The 13,370-nt window shown below is 72.2% G+C and carries 7 protein-coding genes; 2 read left to right on the forward strand and 5 right to left on the reverse strand.

The window, feature by feature from the left end; all coding sequences use genetic code 11:
- Positions 1-41: 41 nt before the first annotated feature.
- Positions 42-5,912, reverse strand: coding sequence for a DUF11 domain-containing protein (locus tag EW117_RS30225; protein ID WP_242504349.1), 5,871 nt, complete (start codon positions 5,910-5,912; stop codon positions 42-44).
- A gap of 298 nt (positions 5,913-6,210) precedes the next feature.
- Here EW117_RS30225 and EW117_RS17225 point away from each other — a divergent pair, with 298 nt between their 5' ends.
- Entirely contained in the window at positions 6,211-7,857 is a 1,647-nt protein-coding gene (locus tag EW117_RS17225) for a helix-turn-helix transcriptional regulator (RefSeq protein WP_129787944.1), read from the forward strand.
- 168 nt (positions 7,858-8,025) lie between these two features.
- Positions 8,026-8,445 carry a zf-HC2 domain-containing protein gene (locus tag EW117_RS17230; RefSeq protein ID WP_129787945.1) on the forward strand — a complete coding sequence of 140 codons (420 nt, stop codon included), beginning with the start codon at positions 8,026-8,028 and terminating at the stop codon, positions 8,443-8,445.
- Positions 8,446-8,462: 17 nt separating this feature from the next.
- Here the strand turns inward: EW117_RS17230 and EW117_RS17235 are convergent, their stop codons facing one another.
- From EW117_RS17235 to EW117_RS17250, 4 genes are all read right to left on the reverse strand, one after another.
- A complete protein-coding gene (locus EW117_RS17235; protein ID WP_129787946.1) occupies positions 8,463-10,247 on the reverse strand; it encodes an ABC transporter permease subunit in 1,785 nt (594 codons plus the stop codon).
- Positions 10,234-11,769, reverse strand: coding sequence for an ABC transporter substrate-binding protein (locus tag EW117_RS17240; protein ID WP_129787947.1), 1,536 nt, complete (start codon positions 11,767-11,769; stop codon positions 10,234-10,236). Before EW117_RS17240 ends, EW117_RS17235 begins: the two co-directional genes overlap by 14 nt.
- Positions 11,770-11,842: 73 nt before the next feature.
- A complete protein-coding gene (locus EW117_RS17245) occupies positions 11,843-12,517 on the reverse strand; it encodes an ABC transporter ATP-binding protein (RefSeq protein WP_129787948.1) in 675 nt (224 codons plus the stop codon).
- The gene (locus tag EW117_RS17250; RefSeq protein WP_129787949.1) at positions 12,514-13,233 is read right to left on the reverse strand and encodes an ATP-binding cassette domain-containing protein; all 720 of its coding nucleotides are present in this window, start codon (positions 13,231-13,233) and stop codon (positions 12,514-12,516) included. The genes EW117_RS17245 and EW117_RS17250 overlap by 4 nt, the downstream gene beginning before the upstream one ends.
- Positions 13,234-13,370 lie beyond the last annotated feature (137 nt).

The raw sequence follows: 13,370 nt of genomic DNA on the forward strand, positions 1-13,370 counted from the left end.
CGATCTCAGGACGAACTGCGGTTCTACCTCGGCTGCGGACGTCAGCCGACGTCGCGGCCGTGACGGCGCGCGATGACGATCGCGAGCGCGCCGAGCAGGATCAGGAGTGCACCTCCCCCGGCGAGCCAGCCGATGTCGGCGCCCGTCGTCGCAAGGGGCGGCTGCGGTCCGCTCGGCGTGCCCGGGTCCCCGGGGTTGCCCGGCGTGCCGGTGTCCACGGGCTTGGTGACGTCTGCCGACGTCACCGGAGCACAGTCCGTGTCGGTCTGCGTACCGCCGGTCTCGTCGGTCAGGGTCGCGGCGTTGTTCAGGCCCTGCTCGATGAGGTTCGACCCCGCGGGCACGGTGCAGGCCGGCGAACCGGTCCCGTCCGCGCCTACGTCGTCGAAGCTCGGCGGCACGTCCGCCAGCACGGTGACCCGGTAGACGTGCGGGGTGTACCCCTTGTCGTCCAGGCCTGCGAGCGCTACGTCGGTGGCGATCCGCTGGTCGGAGTCACCGTCGAAACCCTTGTTGAGGGTCACGCCCTCGGGGCCGGTGACGGCGACCGACTCGGCGGTGATGACCGGGGCGAAGAGCAGCTCGTCGTCCAGGTCGTAGGTGGTGGCCTCGGTGCCGGCGTTGCCGACGGTCAGGTCGTAGACCACCTTCCAGGTGCCCTTGCCCACGGACTTGGCAGAGACCAGGGACTTGTCCAGGGTCGGCCTGCCCGGGCGCACGCACTCGCTGTCGGAGTCCGTGATCCCGTTCCAGGACACGCCGGCGACGTTGTTCAGCGCCCCGTCGGCGGTTCCACCGACGCCGGTGCACGTGTCGGTGTCCGGGAACACTATGCCGCTCAGGTCCGCCTCGTACCGGACGGTCACCGTGTAGGTGTGCACCACGGCTGCCGCATCGGCGCCGGCGATCGGCTGGTCCTCCACGATCAGGACGTCGTCCACGCCGTCGAAGCCGGGGTTGATCCCGACCGGTTCCGGCGCGTCGGTGCTCACGTCCTGGATGCCGACCACGGTGATGCCCTCGCCGGGTGCGAGGGTGTCGTCCAGGTCGTAGGTCCCGGCGCCGGGACCGCTGTTGGTGACCGCGATCTCGTAGACCACGTCGTAGACGCCGTCCTCGCCGTCGACCGGTGTCACGGCGCCCGAGAGGGTCTTGGTGACGTCGATCAGCGGTAGGTCGGCGCATGCGGCGTCGTCCCGGACCTCACCGTTGTGCGTGAGCTGGGTCGAGTTGGCCAGGCCGCCGCTGTCCCCCGAGCCGGGCTCCGGGCAGGCCAGGGTGTCCGACGTGGCCTCCGACCCGTCGAGGGAGACCACCACCTCGGCCTGGTAGGTGTGCTCGCCGCCCGCGTCGAGCGTGACGCCGGTGGCGATCACGTTCTCCGCGGCGCCGAGGTCCGCGCCCTGACCGGTCCACCCCTCCGGGTCGGCGACCCCGCCCGGCGTCGTGACGACGTCGGCCGACTCGACGACTACGCCCTCGCCGTACCGGAGCTGGTCGGTGAGGTCGTAGTCACCCGCGGCCGCTCCCGTGTTGGTCGCCACCAGGTCGTAGGTGATCGTCCAGGTCCCGTCGCCGTTCGGCGTCGGGCCGTCGCTGATGGACTTGTCGACGCCGATCAGCGGGAGGGTCGGGCAGACCTCGTCGGCGCCCACTATCCCGTTGTGGTCCAGGGTCGTGGAGTTCGCCAGACCCCCGTTCTCCCCGGTGCCCGGGGGCGGGCAGGTGAGCGCCGCCGGGTCGATCGTGGCCTCGTCCAGCTCGACCACCACCTCCACCTGGTAGGTGTGCGTGCCGCTCGCGGCCAGCTCGACGCCGGAGGCGACGACGTTCTCCGCGTCCCCCTCGGCGCCGAGGCCGGTCCAGTCGGCGCTCGTCCCGACGCCGTCCGGAGCCGTGCTGACCTCGGCCGAGACGATGGTGATGCCGTCACCGAAGTGCAGGCGGTCGGTCACCTCGTACTCGCCGGCTGCGCCTCCGGTGTTCTCGGCGACGATGTCATACACGACCGTCCAGGTCCCGTCGCCGTTCGGCGTCGGGCCCGAGCTCACGGTCTTGTCGACAGTGATGTAGGCGATGGTCACGCAGGCCTCGGCGTCGTCGGTCAGGTCGTTGTGCTCGATGCCCGCCGCGTTCGACAGGCCGCCGGGCCCACCCTCGCCGAGCTCGGAGCACGGGGTGACGATCGGGCTACCCCCGGCGTCGCCAAAGATCCCGATGACCACCTCGACCTGGTACGTGTGACTCTCCCCCGTGGGCAGGCTCACACCCGCGGCGATGAGGTTCTCCGGCGAGGTCCGATCGGCCCCCAGGCCGGTCCAGTCCGGTGACGCCGTGACGCCGTCGGGCGTCGTGATGACGCTGCCCGACTCGACGACGAGGTCGCCGTCCACCGTCATCGTGTCGGTGACGTCGTACTCGCCGTCCGCCGTGCCGGAGTTGGAGGCGACGATGTCGTAGGTGACCGTCCAGGTGCCGTCCCCGTTCGGGACGGGACCCGCGCTGACGGACTTGGCGATGTCGATCGAGGGGATCGGCGCGCACGCCTGGTCGTCCTCGGTCTCGCCGAGCGCGTCCGTCATCGACGAGGTGTTGTTGAACGCCGTGTCGGCGTCCGGCTCGTCGTCCGCGGAACCGCACTCGGTCGGGTCGTCGCCCGATCCAGCGCCCGGGATGTTCAGCGGCACGTCCGCGATCACCGTCAGCTCGTAGCGGTGCGCGGTGTAGCCGTCGTCGTCAGTGCCCGCCAGCGGGACGCCCGAGGCGATCAGGTCCTCCCCCTGGCCGTCCCACGCGGGGTCGGCCAGGGTGACGCCGTCGGGCGACGCCGTCACCTCGGCCGAGACGATGTCTGCCTCGTCGGTGAAGTGCAGTGTGTCCGCCAGCGAGTAGGACGTCGACGCGGTCGACGTGTTGCTCACGTCGATCCCGTACACGACCTCCCACTGACCGTTGCCGATCGGGGTGGCCGAGACCAGCTCCTTGGTGTGCGTCGGGTCGCCCTCCACCTCGAGACCGGCCGGGTCGCAGTTGATCGTCGGCGGAACCTCGGAGTCCTCGGGGACGTCCGCGGCGCCGCACGCCGTGTTCACCACCGTGTCCGGGCCGTCCTCCGCCAGGTCGATCTCGAACTCGTGCACCTCCTGCTCACCGGGGGCGAGCTCGTCCACCGTGAAGGAACCCTCGGGGAACAGGTCGTCGGTGATCACGAGGCCGGTCAGGGTGCCCTGGCCGGTGTTCTCCACGACGATCCGGTACGGGACGGTGTCACCCGGGCGGTAGGTCGGGTAGTCCTCCACCGTGTTCGCGTCGCGCCAGGCGCCGTCGGCGTCCTGCACGTACTTCTTCAGCGAGGCCGAGTAGTAGTTCGCGACCTCGATCGGCGCGGACGTGCGCATCACGAGCTCCGTGTGGCCGTCCCGCGCCTGGGCGCGGTTGACGAGCGTGTCCCCGCCCTCGACGCCGTCGGTCTCGATCTCGACCGTGAAGGCCTGCGTCGCGCCCGGCGCCAGCTCCGGACCGATCACCCGGACCGCCGTCGCGTCCGGGCTGAACGTCGTGGTCCAGCCGACCGTGTTCCCGGCGACGTCACCGGCGGCGCCGTTGGATCCGTCCCCCGGGTCGTCGCTGAGCGAGGCCGGGTCCGCCGTCGTGTAGTAGACGGTGGCGCCCGCCACAGCACCCACGCCGGTCAGCGCGTGGTCGCCGGCGAACTCCGTACCGCGCTCGTCACCGTTGAAGGGCAGGATGTCGATCGTGTCCGTGAACGACTGCGGCAGCGGGTCGAACGATCGCAGCGTCACGGTCCACGAGCCCGCGCCCACGCCGTCTCCGGCGAGGTTCGGGATGTACGGCGTGTCCGCGGACTTCCCGATCGTCGTCCAGCCGGACGACGAGACGGTCACCTGCGCGCTGGCCGAGCGGGTCTGCCCGCCGTACGACGCCGTCGCCGTGTTCGTGAGAACGGCCCCCGGGGTCACGCTCTGGTCGGCGACCGCCTGGTAGGTCTGCACGTTCTGCGTGTTGGTGGCGACTCCGTCGAGGCTCCAGGTCAGCACCTGGCGGCCCTCGCCGTCGGTGGTGACGGCCGGCTCGGGCGACGCCGAACCAGGCACGTATGTCAGACCGAGCGGCAGCGTGTCCACGAGCTCGTAGTTGTCGACCGTCGGCGGAACCTGCCCCGCGCCGTTGGCGGCGTAGGTCAGCGTAAACGTCGCCGGGACGCCCGGAGTCACGGCGCTGCGGTCGGCCGACTTCACGATCGCCGGCACGGCGTCGATGATGCGGAGCACGTCCCGGAAACCGGTCGTGCACGGGTACCGCCAGCCGGGCGTGTTCGTGATGCACCCGGCGTAGTCCGGGCCGGTCCACGAGTCGGGGACCGGGGCGTCGTGGATCCCGGAGAAGAAGGTCCACACCTCCGTGCCCGGCGGGGTCTCCGGCCGGATCCGGACGAACGCGACCGGGGTGATGCTCGGGTCGTCGGCGTGCGCCTCGGCCTGCCCCTGGGTCATGACGACGCGTACGGCCTTGACGTCGGCGAGGTTCGCCGGCGGGGTGGTGCTCCATCCGTCGTCGGGCCCGCAGTCGAACGTGTTCGGGTCGTAGCCGCCGCTCGCCGGGTCCAGGTTCGGGCTGGTGCCTGTGTAGTACTCGAAGGGAGCGCCGTCGACACCGCCCGGCGGAGTGCCCCAGACGAACGACTCGAGGGTCACGTGCCGCGTGTCGAAGGGCGCACACATGCCGACGAGGCGCTCGTCGGCGCGGTGCGACCAGCGCTGCCAGCCCGTGTCGAGGTACTGCCCCACGACGGTGCCCGCCGAGACGCGGTAGGTGTCGTCCCACGTCGTGCCGCCGCTTCCCGTGTACCCGCGGCCCCAGCCGGAGGAGTACGTGCCGAGCGGCTGCCACGACTTGGTCTCGCTGTTGTTCGACGGGTCGTCCTGCGCGGTCAGCCCGGTCGTCGAGGTGTAGGTCGGCGCGTTCGAGGTGAGCGTCGCGGATCCACCCGGCACGTTCAGTACACGCACATACACCGAGCCGGAGGCCAGCGCCACCTCGTCGGTGGGCAGCAGGTTGCCCGCCGAGTCGCGCGTGGGAACGTTCGCCGGGTCGTAGTCGATGCCGGTCAGCGTCATCTGGAACGTGTTGGCACCGGTCTGCGTGACCGTGCAGCTGTCGACGAACGACGTCATGTGGGTGGCCGGGTGGTCACCACCCGACCACGGGTGGCCGTCGGCCGCCGTGCCCAGGTCGAAGGCGGTACAGCCCTTCGGCGCGATCTGGATCGTGCCGCCCTGCGGGGACGCGATGTTCAGCTCGTAGGTGACCGTCTGCGGGCCGGCGTCGCTCGCCTTCGCCTTGCTCAGGGTCCACTCGTAGCTGACCTCGAAGTAGTCGGCGCCGCTGGAGACGTACGCGGCGCCCGTGACCCACCGGATGTCCATCCCGAACTCGTTGACGATGTCGATCGGGTCCAGGTCGGCCGTCTGCCCCGCGATCGTGCCCGACGCCGAGAGCTGGCTCCCGGTCGGCCCGTCCGCCTCGACCGGCGTCTGGATCACGACGGCGGTGCCCTGGTCCTTGGTGCCCAGGTTGCAGGTGAGGGTCGCACCGTCCGCGGAGATCGCTGAGACCGGGTCGACGCCGTCGGTGAGACACGCGTCCGGCAGCTCGCCGAACACGCCGTTCTCGAGCGTGACGCTGAAGGTCACGTTGTCCACCGGCTCGTTCGACGGCGCCGCCGCGTCGTCGTTGACGTTGACGCGCCACACGCCGGTGACGACGTCGCCGGACGTCACGACGGCGGGCGTGCCCGTCTCCCACTCGCCGGTGATCTCGTAGACGGGGTCGGCGTACGCCGGAGGCGCGGCTGCCACGACGAGCCCGGTGCAGGCCGTCACGGTGGCCATCGCGCCACCGATCCAGCGCGTCAGCAGACGGTGTCCGGCTCTCCTGGCGTCCGGCGCCCACGCACGACGCCTTCTTCCTGTCCGACCAGTTCGGCGACCCTCTGACGGACTGTGCATGGGCGGTCCTTTCTTCCTCGCACGCGCCCCTCGCGTGCCCAATGCACTTCCCATAGGACGTTGAGGTGTTGGCGCTTTATCCGCCGAGGAGGCAAAGATCATCAGCTGCGTCATCAGTTCCGGGGCAAAGTTCACCCTCCCTCCCAGCGCGTGCATATCGTTGCAAAGGCATGATCCGAGAGTGCCCATTTCACCTGCTGGACCGGACTCGCCACGCGACGCGATGATCCGTGCAGGGCTGGCATCCGGCGATCTCGACCGGATCGAGGACCTCTTCGACACCCTCTGGTACGACCTGGCGAACAGGTTCGCGCCCGAGGTCCTGCGGGCGGTCGAGGGAGTACCGGCCGCGGCGTTCGAGAGCCGCCCCCGACTGCTGCACGCGGCCCTGCTCGCGCAGGTGCGCACGAGCCACGCGGAGGGAGACCACCGGCGGCTGCACCGGGCGCACCAGTTCTACGTCGTGGCAGGCCAGCGCTACACCAAGCGGCTCGGCGCCTTCGCCCGGCCCGGCGACCTGATCACCGCCAGCGCGGCCGCCGTCGTCTCGGGCCGAGTCCGCGGCGACTACGGAAAGGCCGAGCAGGTGGGCGCGTGGACGGACGCACAGATCACGCTGGGAACGACGCAGCTGGCACTGCCGTGGACGGCGGCCCGGGCAGCGGTCCGGCCCGGCTGGCTGTCGGCGGAACGCGGCCTCACCGCGATGCTCGGGGGTTCCCTCGACCAGGCGACGCAGCTGTTCACGCGGGCGCACGCCGAAGCCGGCGAGCCGCCGCACGCCCACTACGCCGGCGCGAGCGCCGCGGCGAACCTCGCCCTCCTCGCCGCCTGGCGCGGCCACCTCGACCTCGCCCGCACGTGGCTCGAGACGTTCGAGAGCCACGACCCTCTCCCCGACTGGATCGAGCACCAGAACGGCGTGGGCGCGGCGACGGCCCGCACACTCATCGCCATCGACGAGGGCGATGCCGCCACGGCGGCCGATCTGCTGGGCAGGATCGGGCCGGCGACACGGGCCATGGAGCTCTGGCCCTTCGTGGCCTTCGCCGACGCGAGCTACGAGGAGCACTTCGGGGACCCGCACACGGGTCTGCGCGTGCTCGACTCAGCACGTCAGAGGCACGGGGCCCTCAGCCCCGACCCGACCACCATGGCCGGAGAGCTCGTCCTGCGCGCCGAGGCGAAGCTCCTCCTCCGGGTCGGGGCAGGCACGCGCGTACTCCATCTCGCCGACCAGCACGCCGAGGTCGACTCGCTGACGCTGTACGTCGCCTGGGCACACCTCCTGGCCGGGGAGCACCACGAGGCGATGCGCCTGGCCGCGGAGGCGATCCGGTACAACGAGCTGCCCCTGAACGATCAGCTGGGTCTCCACCTCGTCCAGGCCACCGCGAACCTGCGGACCGGGCATCCCGAACGCGCAGGGGCTTCGTTCCTGTCCGCGATCCGCCTGCGCTCCACTCCCGCGCACGTCTCGCCCTTCCTCGCTCTGCACGACAGGGAGCTGGACGAGCTGGCTCGGCTCGCCCGCGTGGCCAACCCGCTGCACGGCGGCAGAGTCACGGCCCGGCACAACACCCCGCCGTCGGGCCCGCTGGTCCACCTCACGCCCCGCGAGCGGGAGGTGCTGCGCGCCCTGAGCACCGGGCAGACCGCCGAGCAGACGGCTGCCCAGTTCGGGGTCTCGGTGAACACCGTGCGCACCCAGATCCGCCGGATCTACCAGAAGCTACGGGTCTCGCACCGCAAGGAGGCCCTGGCGAAGGCCGAGCACCTCGGCCTGCTCCGGGCTCCGCGATTCGCCTCGCACGACCGGGCCGGCTGAGCTCGCCACATCCCCTCTTTGCGGCGAGCCAGTTTGTGGCGGGCAGTTGGCGTCGAGCATGGACGAAAGTGGGCGTATCACACCTAAATTTCGATGAATCGTCATCCAAAGTGAAACTAGTACCAGCCGGTCACGACCGGACGATGTACGCACAGGGGGCAGGTTCGCGTGACAGCCACGGATGATCTGCGATTCGACGACTTGAGGGCGGTGTTCGACGGCGAGGACGAGGACGACATATCCATGCTTCGCTTCCTCCTGCCCGACCCGCGCGCGACGGACGCCGTAGGGGACGACGTACCGGACGGCGTGGGCGACATCGAGGGGGTCGGCGTCGTTCACGAGGTCGAGTGCCGCCTCACCCGCGCCGCCATGCACGACTACGTCAACCGGAACCTCCAGCCGCGCCGCCAGCGCCGCCTGGAGACCCATCTGTACGGCTGCGACCGCTGCATCCGGGCCTTCATCGACATCCGCGAGGTGTCCTGGAAGCGCCGCGCCGCCGGCCTCACCACACCGATCGGCAGATCGATCGGCACATCGAACGGCACGGACGACGACGCCCCACGCCTCAAGGGCACGTCGTGATCACGCGGGCTCTGTGATCATGCAGGCTCCCGGGATCCCACCTGCGCCCGGACCGCGGCGACCGACCGGCGAGAACCCTTCCCGTTGCCCCTGTTGCCCCTGATCCCCGCGACGGCGACTGCAAGCACCGAGGTCAGGATCAGCGCCACGGCGGGTGCGACCGTCGTCCAGGGGGCGCGTTCCACGTAGTCGATGCCCTCCGCGAGCAGCAGGCCCCACTCGGGCAGCGGCGGCTGCGCGCCCAGGCCGAGGAACCCGAGCGCCGCGAGCGCGAGCGCGACACCGGGCAGGCGGAGCATGCCGTGGCGCAGCAGCGGCGGGATCGTGGCGGGCAGCACGTGCCGCACCCAGATCTCGAAGCGGGAGACCCCGGCGAGCGGGAGCCATCTGATGTGCGGCATGGCGCTCGCCTCGTCGATGAGTGCGGCGGCGTGGGCCGTGAGCGGGGGCCACGTGACCCAGAGCACCGCGAGCGCCGCGCCGCCGACGGACGGGCCGAGCAGCGCCGCGATGATGACACCGGCGAGGATCGGGGGTGTCGCGTTGGCGATCTCGGCCGGGCCGCGCGCGATCTCGCCGAGCACGGCCAGGAGCAGCGCCACGACGACGGCGAGCAGGACGATCCCCACCGACGGCAGGAGCGTGCCGAGCGTTCCGTGCGCGACTCGCGCGAGGAGGTCGCGTCCGCTGGCGTCCGCCCCGAAGGGCAGCTCGCCGCTGGGCGGCGCGAGCCGTTCGTGGGCGAGCGTGTACGGGTCGCGGGGCAGGCCGAGGGCGAGGATGAGGAGCAGCAGGCTCAGCGCGATCCCGACGGTCCAGCGGGCGGCCCGGTCGTCGCCGCGCCGCTCGGGCGGGGGCGGGAGCGCCCCGGGCGGGAGCGGTCCCCCGCGCAGTGCCCGGCGGGCGAGACCGGCGACCACTCCGACGAGCACCGCCGCGAGCGCCATGAGCAGCACGCCCGCCTGGAGGGCGGGCAGGTCCTGCGCGTTGGCCGCCCCGAGCAGGTAGCGGCCGAGCCCGGGGATGGCGAAGACCTGCTCGACGGCGACGGCGCCCCCGAGCAGGCCGATCAGCACGAGCCCCAGCTGGTCGACGACGGCGGCCGCCGCGCGGCGCAGCACCCCGACGAGGAGCACGCCGTGCCGGGCGCCGGCGAGCAGCCACACGTTGACCCAGCGTTCCTCGGTGACGCCGGCGACGGCGTCGGCCAGGAGGCGGCCGAGGAGTCCGCCCGCGGGGATGCCGAGGGAGAGCGCCGGCAGGATCGCCGTGTGCAGGCCGGTCCACCCGTAGGGCGGGAGCAGCTGCAGCTGCACCGCGACCACGACGAGCAGGGTGCTCGCGAGGAGGAACTCGGGCAGCGCGGTGAGCGCGACCCCGACGGGTCCGGAGCCGCGCTGCGGGCGGTCGCGCAGCACCCGCAGCACGGCCGGCGTGACGATGGCTGCCGCGATGGCGAGCGCGACGACACCCGCGAACGCGGTGAGCGTCACGGACACACCGAGCGCGCTCCACGCGCCCGGCCCGATCTCGGCGCCGCTCACCCACGAGGTGCCGAGGTCGCCGCGGAGCACGCCGGACCACCAGCGGATGCTGGTGACCACCGGCCCGCCGTCGAGCCCGAGCTCGGCGCGGATCGCCGCGAGCGCCTCCGGGGTCGGTTCGAGCTCCGCGTACCGGGCGCGGAGCACCGAGGCGGCGGGATCGCGCTGCGAGAGCCAGGGCAGCGCCCCGGCGACGAGCAGCAGCGCGATCCCGCTGCCGAGCCGGGAGGCGATCCCGAGGACGCTACGGTGCCGCATCGAGGCGGGTGCTCGCGGTGACGAGGATGCGTTCGCGGGGGTCCCGGGCGGCGTCGGCCACGCGTGCCGACTCGCCCTGGATGACGCGCTCGTGCAGCAGCGGGATCGCGGCGTCGGTGGCGAGCACCTCGGCTTCCGCCATCATGCTGGCGCGCTGCCGGTCCTCGCCCGGCTCCGTCTGCGCCGCGCGGCTGATGGCCGCGTCGACGTCGCTGCTGCAGAGCTGGGCGATCGAGAAGCCGCCCGCGCAGGTGAAGTCGGAGGCGAAGTACGCGACCGGGTCGCCGGAGTCGAGCACGGTCGCGCGGGACAGGATGAACGCGTCGAACTTGCCGTCCAGGGCGTCCGCCTCGATGAACTGGTACTCGCGGACGTCCTGCTGCACGTCGAAGCCGACGGCCTCGAGCTGCTGCTCGATCATGACGGCGACCTCGGGCAGCTCTGCCCGGTCGGTGAAGGTACCGAGCGTGATCTTCGCGCCGTCGACGTCCGCCGGTTCGGCGCGCGTCTCGAGCATCTCCTGGTAGGCGGGCTCGTCGCGGTAGGCGGCCGCCCAGGGCAGGGCCGGGCCGAGCAGGCCCTCGGCGACGTCGGCCCGCCCTTCGTAGACCGACTCGACGATCGCGGCGCGGTCGATGGCCTCGCGCGCGGCGGCGCGCACGCCGGGATCGGCGAACGGGCCGGTCTCGGCGTTCAGGTAGAGGGTGTTCGTGCGCGGCATGGGCACCTCGACGATGAGGTCGTCGGAGATCGACGCGGCCTGCCCGGCGGGGATCGCCTCGACGATGTCCGCCTCACCCGTGCGCAACGCCGCCGCGCGGGCTGTGCCGTCGGGGACGAACTTCACGTCGATCCCGGCCGCGTGCGCGGCCTCGCCCCAGTAGCCGTCGTAACGGTCGAGCGTCGCCCCGACGACGCCGTCGACGGCGGTGAGCTCGAACGGCCCGGTGCCCGTCCCGGCGGGGTCGACCCCGCTGTCGGTGTAGGCCTCCGCGTCGAGGACGGCGAGCTGCGGGCTCGACAGGCGGTGCGGCAGCAGCGGGTCGGGCTCGGCGGTCGTGATGACGACGTCGTCGCGATCGGCCTCGACCGTCATCTCGACGCCGTCGAGAATGCGCGGGACCGGTGTCGCGTCGATCGCGTGCTGGAGCGAGTTGACCACCGAGTCGGCGGTCAGCTCGTTGCCGTTGTGGAACCGCACGTCCTGCCGGACGGCGAACCGCCAGGTGGTGTCGTCGACCTGCGCCCACTCGGTGGCGAGCGCGGGGACCGCCTCCCCCGCTTCGTCGAGGACGACGAGCGTCTCGGCCGTGGCCCAGCGGGAGAGCTTGAAGGCGTCGTCGCTCAGGGGGCTGAGACCCGACCGCGGCGGTTGCAGCATCGCAACGGAGACGCGCTCGTCGGTTCCGGTGCCGCCGGCCGGACCGGACTCCGCGAAGCACGCGGTGAGCAGAGAGAGCGAGAGGGGGATCGTCGTGAGCGCGAGGAGCCGTCTGGGGGCACGGCGCTTTCGGGTGGTCATCAGGTGGTTTCCGTTCATCGGTCGGAGGGGGTCGAGCGGGGAGGCGCCGGCGGATCGAGCCGGGCCGGGCGGGCTACCGGGGCGCGGTGATCGTGAGGGTGCGGGTGCAGCGCTCGGCGACCGACGGGTCATGGGTGACCAGGAGGAGGGAAATGTCCAGCTCCTGGGTGACGGACAGCAGCGCCGCCGAGACGGCGTCCGCCGTACCGGCGTCGAGGGCGCTCGTCGGCTCGTCGGCGACGAGTACTGCAGGGCCCGGCGCGATCGCGCGGACGATCGCCGCGCGCTGGGCCTGCCCGCCGGAGACCTCCGTGGGCCTGCGGTCGAGCAGCCCGAGGTCGAGCTGCGCCAGCTCAGCGGCCCGGCGCACGCGGGACTCGGTGTCGTGCTCGCCGGTGAGCCTGCGCACGGCCTGCTCGATCGACCGGCGGAGCGTCCACCGGGGCACGAAGGCGGCGAGCGGATCCTGCGGGACGCCCTGGACGAGGTGGCGCCTGGCCCGGGAAGGTCGGCCCGACGGCGTGCACCACTCCGTGCCGCCGACCAGGACCCGGCCCGCGGCCGGGGTCCGTAGGCCCAGGGTGATGTCGGCGAGCGTCGACTTGCCGGCACCGGACCGGCCCACCACCGCCACGGACTCCCCGGGCCGGATGTCGAGGCTCGTCGCGGCGAGCGTCGCACGGGCCTGCGCGCCACGGCCGTGCACGGCGGTCACGCCGGCGATGGTGAGGGTCGGAGAAGCGCTCATCGCCTGCCGCTCTCCCGCTCGCCTCGCGGGGAGAGCTCGGTGACGACGCCGTCGGACACCGCGAGGTGACGGGCCGCGAGCGCCCGGACGACCGCGGTGTCGTGGGTGGCGACGACGAGCGTCTGCCGCGGACCGATGACCTCCTCCAGAAGACGCAGCGTCTGGTCGCGGGACTCGTGGTCGAGCGCGCTGGTCGGCTCGTCGGCGAGCACCAGCGGCGCGTTCGTCAGCGCGGCGAGCGCGACACCCGCGCGCTGCGCCTGGCCGCCGGAGAGCTCGGCCGGACGACGCCGGTGGAGCGCCGGATCGTCGAGCCCCACCGATACGAGCACGCCGACGATCCGGTCCGGGGCCGCACCGGTGACCAGGCGCAGCTGGCGGGCGAGCGGGATGAGCGGATGCAGCGCGTCCAGGCCGCGCTGCGGGACGAACCCGATGCGGCCGACCGCCGTCGTACGCTCCCCGGTGAAGCGGAGGCCAGCGGGCCACCGCCCCGTGAGCGTGCTGAGCAGGAGCGACTTGCCACTCCCGGACGGTCCCGTGACGGCTATCCGCTGCCCGGCGAGGACATCGAGGGAGGCGACGTGGAGCAGCCGCCTGCCGTCGGCGGCGCGCACCTCGGCGTCACGCAGGGACAGGATGGGCCGGCTTCCCGAGCCCCGTACTTCGGCAGCGACCAGATGCTCGCGCGCGGGCTTGATGACGTCGCTCCTCATAATGAGAATCATTGTCGTCGGAGCGGGGCACCGTTGGCAAATAAGGCCACGTGGCAGCCCGTTCACCCCCGTGGTGCCATGGGAACCGTGGGCGGAGATCCGCTCGTCCACCCGGAGCAGAAAGAGTCAGCATGGCT

The organism is Promicromonospora panici (assembly GCF_900608595.1).
Lineage (GTDB): Bacteria > Actinomycetota > Actinomycetes > Actinomycetales > Cellulomonadaceae > Promicromonospora > Promicromonospora panici.

Bases quoted from the DNA above. Each gene is read 5' to 3' on its own strand.
- EW117_RS30225 (WP_242504349.1), bottom strand. From the start codon at position 5,912: ATGGCCACCGTGACGGCCTGCACCGGGCTCGTCGTGGCAGCCGCGCCT.
- EW117_RS17235 (WP_129787946.1), bottom strand. From the start codon at position 10,247: ATGCGGCACCGTAGCGTCCTCGGGATCGCCTCCCGGCTCGGCAGCGGG.
- EW117_RS17240 (WP_129787947.1), bottom strand. From the start codon at position 11,769: ATGACCACCCGAAAGCGCCGTGCCCCCAGACGGCTCCTCGCGCTCACG.
- EW117_RS17245 (WP_129787948.1), bottom strand. From the start codon at position 12,517: ATGAGCGCTTCTCCGACCCTCACCATCGCCGGCGTGACCGCCGTGCAC.
- EW117_RS17250 (WP_129787949.1), bottom strand. From the start codon at position 13,233: ATGAGGAGCGACGTCATCAAGCCCGCGCGCGAGCATCTGGTCGCTGCC.